This is a genomic window from Streptomyces sp. NPDC001027 (assembly GCF_040299045.1).
Lineage (GTDB): Bacteria > Actinomycetota > Actinomycetes > Streptomycetales > Streptomycetaceae > Streptomyces.
The window spans coordinates 25,243-42,457 of sequence record NZ_JBEPBI010000017.1 but is presented as its reverse complement, the minus strand read 5'-3'; the positions used below and the strand labels follow the sequence as shown (position 1 = coordinate 42,457).

Annotated in this window: 18 protein-coding genes, 1 tRNA gene, 1 pseudogene and 1 riboswitch; of the genes and pseudogenes, 11 read left to right on the top strand and 9 right to left on the bottom strand. The window is 69.6% G+C overall.

All coding sequences use genetic code 11. The features are described 5' to 3' along the window. Positions 1–79 precede the first annotated feature (79 nt). Both ABT300_RS08285 and ABT300_RS08280 read right to left on the bottom strand, forming a co-directional pair. Positions 80–1,330 (bottom strand): PTS transporter subunit EIIC, encoded by a 1,251-nt coding sequence (locus tag ABT300_RS08285; protein ID WP_351673313.1) that lies wholly within the window; start codon positions 1,328–1,330, stop codon positions 80–82. Positions 1,331–1,553: 223 nt separating this feature from the next. Further along, the gene (locus ABT300_RS08280) at positions 1,554–2,852 is read right to left on the bottom strand and encodes a PTS transporter subunit EIIC (RefSeq protein WP_351673380.1); all 1,299 of its coding nucleotides are present in this window, start codon (positions 2,850–2,852) and stop codon (positions 1,554–1,556) included. A 179-nt stretch (positions 2,853–3,031) separates the two neighbouring features. Between ABT300_RS08280 and ABT300_RS08275 the strand changes: the two genes are divergently transcribed. Beyond that, entirely contained in the window at positions 3,032–3,265 is a 234-nt protein-coding gene (locus ABT300_RS08275; protein ID WP_351673311.1) for a PTS sugar transporter subunit IIB, read from the top strand. Between the two features lie 147 nt (positions 3,266–3,412). Here the strand turns inward: ABT300_RS08275 and ABT300_RS08270 are convergent. Beyond that, positions 3,413–3,553: pseudogene (locus tag ABT300_RS08270) on the bottom strand (RNA-guided endonuclease TnpB family protein); the annotation flags it as partial. Between the two features lie 241 nt (positions 3,554–3,794). Here ABT300_RS08270 and rph point away from each other — a divergent pair. The 3 genes from rph (at position 3,795) to rdgB (ending at position 5,703) form a co-directional block, all read left to right on the top strand. After that, positions 3,795–4,532, top strand: a complete 738-nt coding sequence (gene rph, locus ABT300_RS08265; protein WP_351673309.1) for a ribonuclease PH — start codon at positions 3,795–3,797, stop codon at positions 4,530–4,532. A gap of 111 nt (positions 4,533–4,643) precedes the next feature. Beyond that, positions 4,644–5,060, top strand: a complete 417-nt coding sequence (locus ABT300_RS08260; RefSeq protein ID WP_351673307.1) for a hypothetical protein — start codon at positions 4,644–4,646, stop codon at positions 5,058–5,060. A 40-nt stretch (positions 5,061–5,100) separates the two neighbouring features. After that, the gene (gene rdgB, locus ABT300_RS08255; protein ID WP_351673305.1) at positions 5,101–5,703 is read left to right on the top strand and encodes an RdgB/HAM1 family non-canonical purine NTP pyrophosphatase; all 603 of its coding nucleotides are present in this window, start codon (positions 5,101–5,103) and stop codon (positions 5,701–5,703) included. Positions 5,704–5,758: 55 nt separating this feature from the next. Here rdgB and ABT300_RS08250 read toward each other — a convergent pair. The 4 genes from ABT300_RS08250 to bcp form a co-directional block, all read right to left on the bottom strand. Further along, positions 5,759–5,833 (bottom strand) — tRNA-Leu (locus ABT300_RS08250). 48 nt (positions 5,834–5,881) lie between these two features. Further along, complete coding sequence (locus tag ABT300_RS08245) at positions 5,882–6,649, bottom strand: HNH endonuclease signature motif containing protein (protein ID WP_351673378.1); 768 nt, start codon at positions 6,647–6,649, stop codon at positions 5,882–5,884. 56 nt (positions 6,650–6,705) lie between these two features. Next, the gene (locus tag ABT300_RS08240) at positions 6,706–6,873 is read right to left on the bottom strand and encodes an HNH endonuclease (protein ID WP_351673376.1); all 168 of its coding nucleotides are present in this window, start codon (positions 6,871–6,873) and stop codon (positions 6,706–6,708) included. Between the two features lie 599 nt (positions 6,874–7,472). Next, on the bottom strand, positions 7,473–7,940 hold the full coding sequence (gene bcp, locus ABT300_RS08235; protein WP_351673303.1) for a thioredoxin-dependent thiol peroxidase: 468 nt from the start codon (positions 7,938–7,940) through the stop codon (positions 7,473–7,475). 94 nt (positions 7,941–8,034) lie between these two features. Between bcp and ABT300_RS08230 the strand changes: the two genes are divergently transcribed. The 3 genes from ABT300_RS08230 to ABT300_RS08220 all read left to right on the top strand — a co-directional run bounded on the left by ABT300_RS08230 (position 8,035) and on the right by ABT300_RS08220 (position 9,314). Next, positions 8,035–8,364, top strand: coding sequence for a DUF3618 domain-containing protein (locus ABT300_RS08230; RefSeq protein WP_351673301.1), 330 nt, complete (start codon positions 8,035–8,037; stop codon positions 8,362–8,364). A 162-nt stretch (positions 8,365–8,526) separates the two neighbouring features. Next, on the top strand, positions 8,527–8,829 hold the full coding sequence (locus ABT300_RS08225; RefSeq protein WP_393345432.1) for a GroES family chaperonin: 303 nt from the start codon (positions 8,527–8,529) through the stop codon (positions 8,827–8,829). A gap of 58 nt (positions 8,830–8,887) precedes the next feature. Further along, positions 8,888–8,958: riboswitch (guanidine-III (ykkC-III) riboswitch) on the top strand. A 35-nt stretch (positions 8,959–8,993) separates the two neighbouring features. Further along, on the top strand, positions 8,994–9,314 hold the full coding sequence (locus ABT300_RS08220; RefSeq protein WP_351673297.1) for a DMT family transporter: 321 nt from the start codon (positions 8,994–8,996) through the stop codon (positions 9,312–9,314). A gap of 31 nt (positions 9,315–9,345) precedes the next feature. On the opposite strand, the gene ABT300_RS08215 is transcribed toward ABT300_RS08220, so the two are convergent. Beyond that, a complete protein-coding gene (locus ABT300_RS08215) occupies positions 9,346–11,778 on the bottom strand; it encodes a transglycosylase domain-containing protein (protein WP_351673295.1) in 2,433 nt (810 codons plus the stop codon). A 297-nt stretch (positions 11,779–12,075) separates the two neighbouring features. On the opposite strand from ABT300_RS08215, the gene ABT300_RS08210 reads away from it, so the two are divergent. The 4 genes from ABT300_RS08210 to ABT300_RS08195 are packed head-to-tail and all read left to right on the top strand — an operon-like array spanning position 12,076 to position 15,507. Next, a complete protein-coding gene (locus tag ABT300_RS08210; protein ID WP_351673374.1) occupies positions 12,076–12,810 on the top strand; it encodes an ABC transporter permease in 735 nt (244 codons plus the stop codon). A gap of 49 nt (positions 12,811–12,859) precedes the next feature. Continuing rightward, positions 12,860–13,624, top strand: coding sequence for an ABC transporter permease (locus ABT300_RS08205; protein ID WP_452987873.1), 765 nt, complete (start codon positions 12,860–12,862; stop codon positions 13,622–13,624). Then, positions 13,621–14,646 carry an ABC transporter ATP-binding protein gene (locus tag ABT300_RS08200; RefSeq protein ID WP_351673291.1) on the top strand — a complete coding sequence of 342 codons (1,026 nt, stop codon included), beginning with the start codon at positions 13,621–13,623 and terminating at the stop codon, positions 14,644–14,646. The genes ABT300_RS08205 and ABT300_RS08200 overlap by 4 nt, the downstream gene beginning before the upstream one ends. A gap of 9 nt (positions 14,647–14,655) precedes the next feature. Continuing rightward, positions 14,656–15,507 carry a DUF1707 SHOCT-like domain-containing protein gene (locus ABT300_RS08195; RefSeq protein WP_351673289.1) on the top strand — a complete coding sequence of 284 codons (852 nt, stop codon included), beginning with the start codon at positions 14,656–14,658 and terminating at the stop codon, positions 15,505–15,507. Between the two features lie 169 nt (positions 15,508–15,676). Here the strand turns inward: ABT300_RS08195 and ABT300_RS08190 are convergent, their stop codons facing one another. Continuing rightward, positions 15,677–17,044, bottom strand: coding sequence for an SGNH/GDSL hydrolase family protein (locus ABT300_RS08190; protein ID WP_351673372.1), 1,368 nt, complete (start codon positions 17,042–17,044; stop codon positions 15,677–15,679). Positions 17,045–17,215 lie beyond the last annotated feature (171 nt).

Below are 17,215 nucleotides of genomic sequence, written 5' to 3'. Positions count from 1 at the left end.
CCGGAGCGGTTCAGGGCTTCGGGGGTCTTCGCGTGTCGCGCGTGTCGCGCGGGGGAGGGCGCGGGGGCGAGGGCGTCGCCTACGCCTTCGTGAGGTCCTCGACCTCCTCCTCGGGCTCCCGGCCCGGGGTGGGGAGGTTGAACTTGGTGATCGCGAAGCGGAAGACGACGTAGTAGATCGCGCCGAAGACCAGTCCGATCGGGATGATCATCCAGGGCTTGGTGGCCAGGTTCCAGTTCAGCGCGTAGTCGATGAAGCCCGCGGAGAACGTGAAGCCCGCGTGGACGCCGAGGGCCCAGGTGATGGCCATGGACAGGGCCGTCAGCAGGGCGTGGATCGCGTACAGCAGCGGGGCGATGAACATGAACGAGAACTCGATGGGCTCCGTGACACCGGTGACGAAGGAGGTCAGGGCCAGGGAGATCATCATGCCCAACACGGCCTTGCGGCGCTCGGGACGAGCGGTGTGCGCGATGGCCAGGGCGGCGGCCGGCAGACCGAACATCATGATCGGGAAGAAGCCCGCCATGAACTGACCGGCGGTCGGGTCGCCGGCGAAGAAGCGGGTGAGGTCGCCGTGCACGACGGCGCCGGCGGAGTCCTTGAAGTCGCCGATCTGGAACCAGGCGACGGAGTTGACGAACTGGTGCATGCCGACCGGGATCAGCGCGCGGTTGATCAGACCGAACAGACCCGCGCCGAACGCGCCGAGACCGGTGATCCACTCGCCGAAGTTGGAGATGCCCTCGCCGATGGGCTCCCAGACCAGCCCGAAGAAGACGCCCATGAGGGTGCCGACGAACGCCATGATGATCGGCACCAGACGGCGGCCGTTGAAGAAGCCCAGCCAGTCCACCAGCCTCGTGCGGTGGAAGCGCTGCCAGATCACGGCGCCCAGCAGACCCATCACGATGCCGCCGAGGACGCCGGGGTTGTTGTACGTCGCGGCGACGTCCGCGCCGGCCTGGACCTTGGCCTCGGTGACCGGGAACGCCTTCAGGACATTGCTGTAGACCAGGAAACCGACCAGCGCGGCGAGCGCGGTCGAGCCGTCCGCCTTCTTGGCGAAGCCGATCGCGACGCCTATGCAGAACAGCATGGGCAGATTGTCGAAGATCGCGCCGCCGGCCGTCGCGAACACCGCGGTGACCTTGTCGGGCAGGTTCAGCTTGTCCTGGATGTCCTGCTGGCCGAACCGCAGCAGCAGACCCGCCGCCGGCAGCACGGCGATCGGGAGCTGAAGGCTTCGGCCGACCTTCTGCAGGCCCTGCAACAGGCCGGATCCCCACTTCTTCGTGGGGGCCGCCGTGGGCGCGGTGGCGGTGCTCATAGACTTCCTCCATCGGTGATGGTCTACACCACTCAGTGGTGTAGACCATGTTGTAGCACGGTGAAGGCGATATAAGGAACCCGTCAAACCTGCAACCGACGAACTACGCCCCGTGCCCGATCTCAGCCGTTCGCCCGACATGCGCCGCGCACGCCGAAGGGCCCCCGGAACCGAGTCCCAGGGGCCCATCGCCCAGCGCCGCAACCGGCCCGCAGGCCTCCCCTCACGCCTTCGTGACGTCCTCCCGCTCCTCCTCCGGCTCCCGCCCCGGCGTCTTCAGATCGAACCGCATGATCGCGAACCGGAAGATCACGTAATAGAGGCCCGCGAAGCACAGACCGATCGGGACCATCGCCCACGGCCGCGTCGCCAGGTTCCAGTTGATGACGTAGTCGATCAACCCCGCCGAGAAGCTGAACCCGTCATGCACCCCCAACCCCCACGTCACCGCCATCGACACACCCGTCAGCACCGCATGCACCGCGTACAGCAGCGGCGCGACGAACAGGAACGAGTACTCGATCGGCTCGGTGATGCCCGTCACGAACGACGTCAACGCCACCGACAGCATCAGGCCCCCGACCTCCTTGCGCCGCTCCGGCCGCGCACAGTGCGTGATCGCCAGCGCCGCAGCCGGCAGCGCGAACATCATGATCGGGAAGAACCCCGAGGTGAACTGCCCCGCGTCCGGATCGCCCGCCAGGAACATGTTGATGTCACCGTGCACCACCGTCCCGTCCGGCTTGGTGAAGCTCCCGAACTGGAACCAGATGGGCACGTTCAGGAACTGGTGCAGCCCGATCACCAGCAACGCACGGTTCGCGACCCCGAAGATGCCGGCACCCCACACGTCCAGCCCGTCCAGCCAGTCGCTGAAGTTCTCCAGGGCGTCGCCGATCGGCGGCCACACCCACAGACACAACGCGGCGAACGCGATCGCGACGAACGCCATGACGATCGGCACCAGTCGCCGCCCGTTGAAGAACCCCAGCCAGTCCACCAGCTTCGTCCGGTGGTACCGCTGCCAGAAGAACGCCGTCAGCAGACCCATCACGATCCCGCCGAACACCCCCGGATTCTGGTACGCGAACGCCCCCACCGTGTTGTCCGTCGCCTGGCACCCGATGTTCGGAATCACCTTCGAGCCCGGCGGACAGTCCTCCGGGAACTGCCGCAACACGTTGTAGTAGACGAGGAACCCCGCCACCGCGGCCAGCGCCGTCGACCCGTCCGACTTCCTCGCCATGCCGATGGCGACACCGATGCAGAACAACAGCGGAAGCCCGAGGGAGCTGTCGAGCAGCGCCGCTCCCGCACCCGCCATCACCTTCGCCACGTCCGTCCAGCCCAGCCCGTCGTCGCCGAACACATCAGGCTGACCAAGTCGGTTCAGGATGCCCGCGGCCGGCAGCACCGCGATCGGCAACTGCAGACTCCGGCCCATCTTCTGCAGACCCTGGAACGCGTTGTGCCAGCGCCTTCGCGCGGGACTGACCTCGGACCGGGCGCTCTCGGCACTCATCGTTTGGCGACCGCCTGTCAGGTGGTGTAGACCAGCTACGGACGACTGGGGATACTGTGACGCCATCCTTCGGCACACACGCCCCACTCGCTCGCGAAGCTGGGCCGACTGTGGGTTACTGCCACCAGCGGTCCGACCCGCAATCACGGCCGGCACCAGGGAATTCAGGGAGACCGAACATGGCCACCAAGGCTGAGAAGATCGTCGCCGGACTCGGCGGAATCGACAACATCGAAGAGATCGAAGGCTGCATCACCCGCCTGCGCACCGAGGTCAAGGACGCCTCACTCGTCGACGAGGCCGCCCTGAAGGCCGCCGGCGCCCACGGCGTCGTCAAGATGGGCACCGCCATCCAGGTCGTCATCGGCACTGACGCCGACCCCATCGCAGCGGAGATCGAAGACCTGATGTGAATCCTCCCCTCCCTTGAGGGAAGGGGATTCCTGGCTCAGGCCGCCTCCTGGAGCAGTGCTCCAGGAGGTCTTGCGCCATCGGCGCCAGCCGGGTTGAGACCAGCCCGGACGAGCAGTGCGCGCAGTCCATCGTGGTGTGCGCGGGATGGACTTGGCAGCGCATTCGTTCCACACCCAGCGGCAGCGGCCCCACTCCGCCGCCAGAGCGGCGCCGGCAGCGCACGACACGCGCGGCCGGTAGGTGTAGCGGGCACGCCCAGCCTCCACAGCCGCCCCCGCCTGCGCCATCCCGCCCCCTCACGGTCGCCGGCCGGGACACCGTGCCGTCCCGAACCCTCCGAAAGACCATACGTACGACAGCCGCACAAGAGCCCCCGATTCCCCAGCGGCTCCCTGACCGGTGATCGTGCGTACACGCGTTCGTATACCTTGGCGATCGCTACCGCGGTACGGGCGCTCCGCGCTTGGACCGGTGGGGCTCCACCCACCACGGGCGGAGCCCCACCCCGCTACCACTAGGCTCAGCGACATGTCTCGCATCGACGGCCGCACCCCCGAACAGCTCCGCCCCGTCACCATCGAACGCGGCTGGAGCAAGCACGCCGAAGGCTCCGTCCTCGTCTCCTTCGGCGACACCAAGGTCTTCTGCACCGCCTCCGTCACCGAAGGCGTCCCCCGCTGGCGCAAAGGCAGCGGCGAAGGCTGGGTCACCGCCGAATACTCCATGCTCCCCCGCGCCACCAACACCCGCGGCGACCGCGAATCCGTCCGCGGCAAGATCGGCGGCCGCACCCACGAGATCTCCCGCCTCATCGGCCGCTCCCTGCGCGCCGTCATCGACTACAAGGCCCTCGGCGAGAACACCATCGTCCTCGACTGCGACGTCCTCCAGGCCGACGGAGGCACCCGCACCGCCGCCATCACCGGCGCGTACGTCGCCCTCGCCGACGCCGTGTCCTGGGCCCAGGGCAAGAAGCTGATCAAGGCCGGCCGTCAGCCCCTCACCGGCACCGTGTCCGCCGTCTCCGTCGGCATCGTCGCCGGCGTCCCGCTCCTCGACCTCCGCTACGAGGAGGACGTCCGCGCCGAGACCGACATGAACGTCGTCTGCACCGGCGACGGCCGCTTCGTCGAGGTCCAAGGCACCGCCGAGGCCGAGCCGTTCGCCCGCGACGAACTCAACTCCCTTCTGGACCTCGCCGTTTCCGGCTGCGCAGAACTGACCGCACTCCAGCGCACGGCACTTGACGCCGTCCTCGAAAAGTAAAGAGCACACCAAGAACGGCGGCGGGCGCGGGCAACCGGTCCGCCCGCCGTCGCGTCTAGGCCAGTACACCGACGGGGGCCTCCTGGGCCTGACAAGGGGAGGAACACAGTTATGTCCACGGCCGCGAGTCGACGCCCGCTCCGGCGTCGCCGAACCGTCATCGCCGCCGCCACGGCGGCCGTCGCCCTCACCCTGGGACTGACGGCCACCGGCTGCGACGCCGTCAACAAGGCCCTCGACTGCGTCCAGACCGCGGACTCGATCGCCGACAGCGTCACCGACCTCCAGCAGGCCGTGGAGAACGCCGCGAACGACCCGACCCAGACGCAGGAGTCGCTGACCTCCATCGAGAACAACCTCGACAACATAGGCGACAAGACGGACAACGCCGACGTCGACAAGGCGGTCGACCACCTCCGCAAGGCCGTCGCGAACGTCCGCACCGCCGTCAAGAACGGCGACAACACCCCCGACGTCAGCCCCGTCACCGACGCGGCCGGCGAACTGACCAAGGTCTGCACCCCTTAGCGACCGCGGCGCCGGAGCGGGCGGCCGGGATACTGGGCGCATGACCCGCCTGATCCTCGCCACCCGCAACGCCGGAAAGATCACCGAACTCAGGTCGATCCTCGCCGACGCAGGCCTGCCCCACGACCTCGTCGGCGCGGACGCCTACCCCGACATCCCCGACGTCAGGGAAACCGGCGTCACCTTCGCCGAGAACGCGCTGCTGAAAGCCCACGCCCTCGCCCGGGCCACCGGCCACCCGGCCGTCGCCGACGACTCCGGCCTCTGCGTGGACGTCCTCAACGGCGCCCCCGGCATCTTCTCGGCCCGCTGGTCGGGCCGCCACGGCGACGACAAGGCCAACCTCGACCTCCTCCTCGCCCAGCTGTCGGACATCGCCGACGAACACCGCGGCGCCCACTTCGCCTGCGCCGCGGCGCTGGCCCTCCCGGACGGCACGGAACGCGTCGTCGAAGGCCGGCTGACGGGCGTCCTGCGCTTCGCGCCCGAGGGCGTGAACGGCTTCGGCTACGACCCGATCCTCCAGCCCGACGGCGAGACGCGCACCTGCGCGGAACTGACTGCGGCGGAGAAGAACGCGATCAGCCACCGAGGCAAGGCCTTCCGGGAGCTGGTACCGGCGGTCCGGGAGCTGCTGGGCTGAGCCGACAGAAAGGCCCCGCACCTTTGAAGCGAAGGTGCGGGGCTCGATCTACCTGTGGGCCCGGTGGGACTCGAACCCACGACACACCGGACCTAAACCGGCGCCCTCTGGCCAGCTGGGGTACGGGCCCAGGACGCTTACTGTACTGTGCCGGGCTCGCCGTCCAGGCAGCGACGTCTTACCGACGTCGGTTCGCGAAGCTGCGGGTCTGACTGTGGCATGAAGGGCACAGATACCGCAGATTCTTTCGCCTGTTGTCCAGGCGATCGCCATTGACGTGATCGATCTCCAGCACGAGCCGTCGGCCCTGCCAGGTGTCTCCGATTCCGCATTCATCGCAGACATGCGGCACGCCGAGGTCGTCAAGGGCCCGCCTGAGCAAGAGTGTTTTGGTGCGAGGGCTTCCCGGCATAAGAAGCACCAGAATCTCGGCTGAAGGTTTGCGATGCGGGGAACGGGTGCCCCGGAAGTGGCCCTGCCCTGTGAAGTGGGCGGCCGACAACCCGTACTCCTCGATGCCGCGCTTCACGCGCGCCCGGGCTGCACCGGTGTCGCTCTGGCCCAGGGCGGCCAGAACTCCAGCCAGACTTGTCGCCGCTTCGACCGCAGGCGCCAGTTCATCGCGAGGAGGGGCTCCGGAGCCGTACCTTCGGCCGCCAAGGAAGTGCGAGGTGTCGATCCCGAATCGGTCCAGCTGCTTTCTGATGTAGCCGTACGGGCTGTCGCTCGGAGGGAAGCCCATGTACTCCAGCATCTCGTGGATGCTGTGTGCATGGGCGGCAGCTTCCCGGAGCAGTTCCTCCGGGTAGCTGCGCCGCTCACGTTCCGGCAGGGATTCCTCGCGGAAGTGGGATACGTCGATGCCGTAGTGCTGGAGCCGTTGGTTCAGGTAGCGGTGGGGGCCGCTGCCCATAGGTACGCCCAGCTCGCGCATGAGATCGACCATGCTCGTGGCCTTGGCGGCGGCCCGAGTCAGGACGACGCGCGTGAACCTCGGCTTGCTCACGCTGCCGCCCTCTTTTTGCGTCCTCGGTATGTGTCCGTTACCGCATGACAGTTGGGGCAGAGCAGTTGCAGGTTCTCTGGCCGGTTGTCCCACCAGTCGCCGTTGACGTGGTCGACCTCCAGACGGAGGGGTCGGCCGTTCCACTCGGGGCCCGTCCCGCACATCGTGCACACTTCCTGGACTCCGATGTGCAGCAGCCGGTGCCGTAGGCGGCTGCCAGGAATTCTCCCGGTCTCTGGAGACCCCAGGGTCAGGGGATTGCCTCGCGAACCCTTCGGCCCCCCTCGCCGAACCGTGAAGTGGGACGTGTCGATGCCCAGCGTCTTGATACGGCGGCTGATGTGGCTGTGGTTGCCGCCCACCGGGCTGATACCCAGACGGCGGATCACTTCCTTGACGCTGCTCGATGCGGCCACGACCTCGCGAAGCCGCGCTTCGCTGTGACGTGCCCAGCCCGTGGGAAAGTGCGAGGCGTCTACACCGGCGTCCGCCATCTTCTGGCGCAGATAGCGTCTGCTGCCCGCTGTCGGCGTCCCTCCACACCACCGCACTGCGTCGTCCCAGTTCGTGGTTGCACGAGCTGCCTCGTGTAGCAACTCAAGGGTGTACCTCGCGCCCATCCGAATCCCCTCCGTCTTCCCGACCACCCGTTCGTGGTCTCGTACGGAGTAACGAACCGGTTATCGGACAGTCACGCGCGGGAACGTGAAGCGGCCCGCGGCGGGGTGTCCGACGCGGGCCGCTTGATCGCGGGATGGGGATCTCAGACGCCCAGGTCTTTGATGATCTTGGCGACGTGGCCGGTGGCGCGGACGTTGTAGAGGGCGTGTTCGACCTTGCCCTCCTCGTCGACCACGATCGTGGAGCGGATGACGCCCATGTACGTCTTGCCGTAGTTCTTCTTCTCGCCGAACGCGCCGTACGCGTCGAGGGCGGTCTTCTCGGGGTCGGCCAGGAGGGTGACCTTCAGGGACTCCTTCTCGCGGAACTTGCCCAGCTTCTCGGGGCTGTCCGGGGAGATGCCGAGGACGTCGTAGCCCGCGGCGGCCAGGAGGTCGAGGTTGTCGGTGAAGTCGCAGGCCTGCTTCGTGCAGCCGGGGGTCAGGGCGGCCGGGTAGAAGTAGACGATGACCTTGCGGCCCTTGTGGTCCGACAGGGACACCTGGTTGCCGTCGGCGTCGGAGAGGGTGAAGGCGGGGGCCACGTCCCCGGGCTGCAGTCGCTCGCTCATCGGTCCAGCGTAACCGGGGGTCCCGGCGGTGCGGACGAGGGTGAAGCTGACAGACTGTCCGGAACAGGACCCAGCCGACTTCGGAGGACTGACCGTGGCGGAGACGTCGGACACCAGAACCCCGGCGCAGATCGAGGCGGACATCAGGGCCCGCCGCGAGGCGCTGGCGGAGACGCTGGACGAGATCGGGGTGCGGGTGCACCCGAAGACCATCCTCGGGGACGCCAAGGCCAGGGTCGTCGCCAACGTCGATCACACCCTGGGCCGGGCCTACGTGCAGGTCAACCGGGTGGTGAGCGAGGTGAAGGTGCAGTTCGTGGACGAGGAGGGCGCGCCGCGCCTGGAGCGGGTGGTGCCGGTGGCGCTGCTGGTCGTCGGGGTCGTGGGCCTGCTGGCCTTCGGTCCGCGCCGCCGCAGGGGCTGATCCGCCCGGGGCGCGACCGTGACGGCCGCGGACGGCGGCCGGGCCGACGCGTGCGTCGGTGCACCCCGCTCGCTCACGGATGCCTCGTGGGCAGGTAGGTTCAGTGCTGTGAGCGCCAAGAGAGACGACCTCGATCCGCAGCACGACAAGCTGCCCATCCGGATGCTGCACGACCGTGTGCTGGTGCGGCAGGAGACCGGTGAGGGCGAGCGGCGTTCGGGCGGCGGGATCCTGATTCCCGCCACCGCGGCCGTCGGTCGCCGGCTGGCGTGGGCGCAGGTGGTCGCGGTGGGGCAGAACGTGCGGACGGTGGAGCCGGGCGACCGTGTGCTGTACGACCCGGAGGACCGTGCGGAGGTGGAGGTGCGGGGCGTGGCGTATGTGCTGATGCGGGAGCGCGATCTGCACGCCGTGGCCGCTGACCGGTTCGAGGGCTCGGAGGACTCCACGGGGCTGTACCTCTGATCGTCCTCTGATTGCATGGCCGAAAGGGCTGGTGACCGTCGTCACCAGCCCTTTTTGCTGTGGCTTTGCTATCTTCGAAGGAGCCCGACGAGACGCGCCGTACCGGGATGCAGGCAAAGACGACGCATCGGCGTTCTGTCGTCCGTGTCTGTCGGAGGTGTCTCGTGGCGTGGGTTCTGTTGGTCGTGGCCGGTCTGCTCGAGGTGGGCTGGTCGGTGGGGATGAAGTACACGGACGGGTTCACGCGGCTCGTGCCCAGTCTCTTCACCGGTGCGGGGATCGTCGCCAGCATGCTGTTGCTGTCGTATGCGGCGCGCTCGCTCCCCATCGGCACGGCCTACGGCGTGTGGGTGGGGATCGGTGCGGCCGGTGCGGCGGCGGTGGGGATGGCGGTGCTGGGGGAGCCGGTGACCGCCGCCCGGATCTTTTTCGTGTGTCTGCTGCTGGTCGCGGTGGTGGGGCTCAAGGCGACCGGCGGTCATTGACGCCGTCGGCGGTCATGGAGGCGACCGGTGGTCATTCCCGGCGGGTGGGCGTGAGCTGGGGGCCGACGGTCGTGCCGGCCGAGTTGCCGGCGTCGCCGCCCCCGCCCCCGTCGGCGGCGCCGGCCGACGTGCCGCCGTCGGTGGTGCCGGAGTTGGCGCCGCTGGTCGTCCCGTTGGTCGCCGATCCGCCGTTCGCGGCGCCGGTCGAGGCGCCGCCGTCGGCGGTGTTGCCCCCGGTGGCGCCGGTGCTGGTGTCGCCGGTGGTGTTGCCGTTGGTCGTGCTGCCGCCGCCGGTCTGTCCCTGGCTCTGTCCCTGGGTCTGGCCCTGCGTCTGGCCCTTGGTGCCGGCGCTCGGCGTGCTGCCGCCGGTTCCTTCGTCGGTGGGCTCGTCCGGGTCGTCGGCCGGGTCGGAGGGTGCGGCGGAGTCGCCGCCGCCTTCCTGGAGGGTGAGGTCGAAGTCCTTGGCGGGGCTGCCCTTGAGGGCTTCCTCGGTGAACTGGGCCCAGATCTGGGTGGGGGCGTCGCCGCCGTTGATGCGGGGCAGGCCGAGGGCGCCCTTGAGGGACTTGTGGTGCGCGGTGACCGGGTCCTGGCCCATGACGGCGACGACGGTGGCGAGGTCGGGGGTGTAGCCGGCGAACCAGGCGGCCTGGTCCTCCTCGGCGGTGCCGGTCTTGCCGGCGGCGGGGCGGCCGGCGGCCTGGGCCTTCCTGGCGGTGCCGTTCTGGACGACGCTGCGCAGGATCGAGGTGGTGGTGTCGGCGGCTTCGCGGCTGACGACCTGGGAGGCCTTGTAGGCGGGCAGTTCGACGACGTCGGAGCCGTCCTTGGTGACCTTGCTGATCATCGTGTACATGCCGTGCTTGCCGTGGTTGGCGAGGGTGGCGTAGGCCTGCGCCATGTCCAGGACGCTCGCGTTGGCGGTGCCGAGGGCGATGGAGGGGTAGGGCTGCAGTTCGGGGGTGTCGGTGGGCAGGCCGAGGTCGATGGCGGTCTGCTTGACCTTGGCGGGGCCGACGTCGACGGCCATCTGCGCGTACACCGAGTTGACGGACTTGTCGGTGGCGGTGCGCACGTTGATGTCGCCGTAGTTGACGTAGTCCTCGTTCTCGGGGTCGTAGACGGGGCCCGACCAGCCCTGGACGGGGCGTTTGTTGGTGCCGTCGTAGATCGTGTTGGGCGTGATCCGGCGGTTGTCCTGGGTGGTGGAGTCGTTCTGGACGGCGGAGGTGAAGACGAACGGCTTGAAGGTGGAGCCGACCTGGAAGTCCTGGCGGGTGGCGTTGTTGGTGTACTGCTTGACGTAGTCGACGCCGCCGTACAGGGCGAGGATCCTGCCGGTCTTCGGCTCGACGGCGGCTCCGCCCGCGCGGACGTAGGTGTCGACCTTGCGGTCCTTCTTGTCGAGCTTCTTCAGCAACTGGTCGTTGACGGCGTCGACGAAGGCGTTCTGCTTCTTCTTGTCGAGGGTGGTGGTGATGCGGTAGCCGCCGGCGTCGAGGTCCGCCTGGGTGACGATCTTGTTGTCGCGCAGGTAGTCCTTGATGGCGTTGACGAGGTAGCCGCGCTGTCCGGACATGCCGTTGTCGGCGCCGGAGGTCTCCTTGGGGCTGGGGAACTTCATGCCGGTGCGCTGGGACGCGGTGAGCCACCCCTTGGTGACCATGCCGTCGAGGACGTAGTTCCAACGGGCCTCGGCGGCCTTGCGGTTCTCGGGGTGGGCGATGACGTCGTATTCGCTGGGCGCGTTGACCAGGGCGGCGAGGTAGGCGCCCTGGGCGGGGCTGAGCTTGAGGGCGTCGATGCCGTAGTAGGCCTTGGCGGCGGCCTGGATGCCGTACGCGTTGCGGCCGAAGTAGCTGGTGTTGAGGTAGCCCTCGAGGATCTCGTCCTTGGACTTCTCGCGGTCGAGCTTGATCGCGATGAAGAACTCCTTCACCTTGCGCGTGGCGGTCTGTTCCTGCGCGAGGTAGTAGTTCTTCACGTACTGCTGGGTGATCGTGGAGCCGGACTGCTTGCCCTTGCCGGTGGCCGTGTTCCAGCCGGCCCGCAGCATCGCCTTGGGGTCGATGGCGGACTCGGTGTAGAAGTCGCGGTCCTCGGCGGCGAGGACGGCGTGCTGGGCGTCCTTGGAGATCTGCGCGAGGTCGACGTTCTCCCGGTTGACCTTGCCGTCACGGGCGATCTCGGTGCCGTCGGCGTAGAGGTAGACGTTGGACTGCTTGGTGGCGAGGGCGTTGGCCGGCGGGATCTTGACCATGGAGTAGCCGAGGAAGAACAGGCCGGCGAGGAGCAGGACGCCGAGGACGAAGGCGCTGAGCACCATCCGCCAGGTGGGCAGCAGGCGGCGCCAGCCGGTGCGCTTGGGTCGCTTCACCTTCTTGCTGCTCCCTCCGTCACCCGCCTCGGGCTCTCCGGGGGCGGCGCCCTCGGTGGGCTGCTGCGGCTGCGGCTCGTCGCTCATGTGTTGCAGGACTCCTGTTTCGCGTCGTACGTTCCCGTACGCCTCGTACGCCTCGTTTATTTCTTCTGCGCCCCCTGTTGAAGACTCTCGCACCGGGCGTTCCGTTCCCGACAATCGGCGCGTGTTGTGCCGGAAAACGCGTGGCACGCGGCGGGGGCGGCGCACTAGGCTCCTGCGCTTCGGTGTCGCAGGGGGCACCCAGGTGACTACTGGGCGAGGAGGAGGGTTGCCTTGGGATCGGCGCGGTTGTACGCGGCCGTCGCGGCGGGGGGCTTCCGAAGGTACGCGACGTATCGGGTGGCGACGGCGGCGGGGGTGTTCACGAACACCGTTTTCGGCCTGATCCTCGTCTACACATATCTGGCGTTGTGGGACGAGCGGCCGCACCTCGGGGGGTACGACCAGGCGCAGGCGGTGACCTACGTGTGGCTTGGGCAGGCGTTGTTCGCGACGCTGGCGATCCAGGGCGGCGGCTTCGAGACGGATCTGATCGAGCGGATCCGCACGGGTGAGGTGGCGGTCGACCTGTACCGGCCGGCCGATCTCCAGGCGTGGTGGCTGGCGACGGATCTGGGGCGGGCGTTGTTCCAGCTGCTGGGGCGCGGCGTGGTCCCGTTCGTGTTCGGGGCGTTGTTCTTCCCGACGGCGTTGCCGGACGAGGTGGGTGTGTGGCTGGCGTTCCTGGTGGCGGTGGTGCTGGCGATGGTGGTGAGTTACGCGATCCGGTTCCTGGTGGCGTTGAGCGGGTTCTGGCTGCTGGACGGCACGGGGGCGTTGCAGGTGTTGATGGTCACGGGGGTTTTCTGTTCGGGGATGGCGTTGCCGTTGAACGCGTTTCCGCAGCCGCTGGGGGACGTCGTGATGCTGCTGCCGTGGTCGGCGTTGCTGCAGACGCCGGCGGACGTGCTGATGGGGCGCGTCGACGTGTGGTCGGCGTTCGCGTTCCAGGCGGGGTGGGCGGTGGTGTTGCTGGCGGTGGGCCGGCTGGTGCAGGGCGCGGCGACGCGACGGGTGGTGGTGCAGGGTGGGTGAGGTCGGCCGGCTGGCGGAGGGGGTGCGGGCGTACCGGCTGATCGCCGGGATGTGGATTCGCTCGACGTTGACGTACCGGGTGTCGTTCGCGATGACGGTGCTGGGCGGTCTGCTGGTGACGGGGCTGGACTTTGTCGCGATCTTGTTGATGTTCTCGCAGGTGGATGTGTTGGGCGGGTACACGTTGCCGGAGATCGCGTTGCTGTACGGGTTGTCGGCGACGTCGTTCGGGGCGGCGGATCTGGCGATCGGCTCGGCGGGGCGGCTGGGCACGCGGGTGCGTGACGGGACGCTGGACATGCTGCTGGTGCGGCCGGCGCCGGTGTTGGCGCAGGTGGCGGCGGACCGGTTCGCGTTGCGCAGGGTGGCGCGGATCACGCAGGGCGCTCTGGTGCTGGGGTGGGCGCTGGCGTCGCTGGACGTGGCGTGGACGCCGGTGAAGGTGCTGCTGGTGCCGGTGATGCTGGTGTGCGGCGGGGTGATCTTCTCGGCGGTGTTCGTGGCGGGTGCGTCGTTCCAGTTCGTGGCGCAGGACGCGGCGGAGGTGCAGGCGGCGTTCACGTTCGGCGGGCAGACGCTGCTGCAGTATCCGCCGACGGTGTTCGGTCGGGAGTTGCTGCGTTCGGTGACGTTCGTGCTGCCGTTGGCGTTCGTCAACTGGGTGCCGGCGGCCTATGTGCTGGGGCGGCCGTATCCGCTGGGGTTGCCGGGGTGGGCGGCGTTCGCCTCGCCGCTGGCGGCCCTGGTGTGCTGCGCGGCGGCGGGGCTGGCGTGGCGGGTGGGTCTCAGGTCGTATCGGAGTACGGGGAGTTGAGTGTGTCCGAGGACGCTTTCATCGAGGTGGACCGGGTCGAGAAGGTCTTCGACGTGCGCCGCCGGACGGGGTTTTTGAGGCGTGAGCTGCGGCAGGTGCGGGCGGTCGACGGGCTGTCGTTCTCGGTGGCGCGGGGGGAGATGGTCGGCTACATCGGGCCGAACGGCGCGGGGAAGTCGACGACGATCAAGATGCTGACCGGCATCCTGACGCCGAGCGGCGGTCGGCTGCGGGTGGCGGGGATCGATCCGTCGCGGGAGCGGACGCGGCTGGCGCACCGGATAGGGGTGGTGTTCGGGCAGCGTACGACGCTGTGGTGGGATCTGCCGCTGATCGACTCGTACCGGCTGATGCACCGTATGTACCGCATCCCGGACGGGCGTTACCGGGAGAATCTCGACCGGCTGGTGGAACTGCTGGACCTGTCGGCCCTGTTGGAGACGCCGGTGCGTCAGCTGTCGCTGGGGCAGCGGATGCGCGGTGACATCGCGGCGGCGTTGCTGCACGATCCCGAGGTGCTGTATCTCGACGAGCCGACGATCGGTCTGGACGTGGTGTCGAAGGCGCGGGTGCGGGAGTTCCTGCGCGAGCTGAACGCCGAGCGGGGTACGACGGTGCTGCTCACCACCCATGATCTGCAGGACATCGAGCAGTTGTGCTCGCGGGTGATGGTCATCGACCACGGGCGTCTGGTGTACGACGGGGCGTTGGCGGGGTTGCACGAGGTGGGTGAGAGCGAGCGCACGCTGGTGGTGGACCTGGAGCGGGAGTCGCCGCCGATCGAGGTGGGGGACGCGGCCCGGGTGGTGCGCGTCGAGGGCCCGCGTCAGTGGCTGGCGTTTGCGGCGTCGGGGTCGGCGGCGGCGCTGGTCGCGCGGATCGCGGCGGAGTACCCGCTGGTGGACCTGTCGGTGCGCGAGCCGGACATCGAGGCGGTGATCGCCCGGATGCTGTACGGGGAGGGGGAGGGCGGCTCCCCGGGGGAGCGGGAGACCGTAGTGCCGGGGGCCGGGAACTCGTAGGCTGCGGGCATGACCGACGACGCAGTCCCGGACCGTTTCGACCTCCGTGCCTCCGACGCCGATCGTGAGCGGGTCGCCGAGGTGTTGCGCGACGCGGTCGCCGAGGGCCGGCTGGACATGACGGAGTTCGAGGAGCGGCTCGAGCAGACCTACGCGGCGCGCACGTACCGGGAGTTGGCGCCGATCACGCGTGACCTGCCGGCACCGGGGGTCGCCGCGCCGCCCGTGGTGTCGTTGCACAAGGAGCCGTCCGGGGACGGGGGTTGGGCCGGACGGATCGTGGGCGGCGAGGGGTCGTCGACGTGGGCGGTGGCGGTGATGTCGGGCTTCCAGCGCAAGGGCCGCTGGACGGTGCCGCGGCGGTTCACGTGCGTCGCCTTCTGGGGCGGCGGCGAGATCGACCTGCGCGAGGCGGACTTCTCGGCCGGGGAGGTCGAGATCAACTGCTTCGCGGTCATGGGCGGGGTGCAGATCACGGTGCCGCCGGGGGTGGAGGTCGTCGTGCGCGGCGTCGGCGTGATGGGCGGCTTCGACCAGCGGGAGAGCGGTGTGCGGGGCGAGCCGGGGGCGCCGCGGGTGGTGGTGACCGGGTTCGCGTTCTGGGGCGGGGTCGGTGTGGAGCGCAAGATGACGCGGGCCGCCCGGCGGCAGGAGAAGCTGGACCGCAAGGCGGCGAGGCGCGAGCTGCACGCCGCTTTCCGGGACGACGTGCAGGAGGCGCACCGGCGGATGCTGGAGGGCCACAAGGACCTGCTGCGAGGACGCCTCCACGGCCCCGGCGACGGCCGCGAGCAGGGACTCGGCCTCGGCGAGGGGCCCGGTCGCCGGGAGGAGCGGCGGGAGCGCCGCCGCGAGGAGTAGCCGACGTGACGTGACGTGACGGGGCATGACGGAACAGGCGTGGCGGTGGCCGGAAAGTCGCGGGGACCGCACGGGCGAGGGGACGGACCGGTGTCGTCACCGGAGGCCGTGATGGGCGGGACGCGTGGTGGGCGACGGGCGTCGGCTCGGCGCCCGGCGCCCCGCGTCGTCAGAGCCGTGCGGGGGCGGCCGGTCCGGCGAGGTCGCCGAGGTCGACGGCGCGCGCCATCGCCCGGTAGCCGTGGTCGCTGGGGTGCAGATGGTCCCCGGAGTCGTACTCGGAGCGCAGACTGCGCGGGTCGTAGGGGTCGCGCAGCGCCTTGTCGAAGTCGACGACCTCGTCGAACAGGCCGCCCGCGCGGATCGACGCGTTGACCTGCTGCCGGACGCGCTCGCGGGCGTCGCTGTAGCCGCGGTGGCCGCGGAACGGCGTGAGGGTGGCGCCGACGACCCGGACGCCGCGGGCGTGGGCGCGGTCGACGAGGGTGCGCAGACCGGCCACGATCGCCTGCGGACCGTCGGGGTCGCGGTCGCGCAGGATGTCGTTGATGCCGAGGTCGATGACGACGGCCTTCACGTTCGGCCGGTCGAGGACGTCACGGTCGAACCGGTGGAGGCCGCTGGCGCCGCGCAGCGGGTCGTCGACGAGGACCCGGTTGCCGCTGATGCCCGCGTTGACGACGCCGTAGCGGGGCGTGTCGCCAACGCCGGAGCCGCTGCCGGAGCGGCCCGCGACGAGCGCCGTCCGGAGCCGTCCGGCGAGGACGTCGGGCCAGCGGCGGTTCTCGCCGGCGGTTGAGGTGACGCCGTCGGTGATGGAGTCGCCGAAGGCGACGAGGGTGCCGTCGGCCTCGTTGCTGAGCACGTCGAGCGCGGTCAGGTAGCGCCAGTAGACGCTGGTCGCGGTGAACGAGGCGCCGGTGACGTCCTCGGTGGACTCGCCGTCGGCGGCATAGCTGGTCTGCCGGGCGCGCGGGTGGTGGGTGACCGGGCCCGCGGAGGTCGGGGTGTAGGTGCTGACCAGGATGTCGGCGTCGTGCGGGACGACGACGGCGACGGCGTCGCTGACGGCCTGTCCGCCCGCCGGGACGACGACGGAGGCGGACCCGCCGAAGGTGAGCCGGCGCAGGGTGGCGGGGTCCGCGGCCGCGCTGTCGTCGGCGGCGGCGACGGCGAGCGTGGCATGGGTGACGGTCAGCGGGCCGTCGCCGTAGAGGTTGGAGAGCGTGATGCGGGCGCTGGTGCCGCCGACGCCGGTGTGCACGACGTTGCGGACGGTGCGGCCGGCCATGCCGTCGGTCCCGGTGCCCGGTTCCCCGCCGGCCGGTGCGGCGGACCAGGCCCCCACCCACACGCCGGTCGAGACGGGAGCCGCGTTGCCCGGGCCGGGGCCCGCGGCGACCGTGTCCCCGGCGGAGCGGCGACCTGAGCCGGCGCCGTCGCCGGAGGCGGCGCTGACGTATATGGCGGCGGACACGCCCACCACGAGGGCGACGATCGCCGCCAGCAGGGCATAACCATGATGCTTGGCGGTCATGCGGGTGTGGTTCTCCTCGTGCGGGGAGCGGTGCTGCTCCGGATGATGCGTGCGTGCGCCGACCGGGCACGCGTTCATGCAGGAGTTCACCGTCGAGCTCCCCCGTCTGACAGACGACGGGAACTCTTGTTCCGTTCCAGGAGTCGGTCAGGCAGGGACCATTATCAGCGT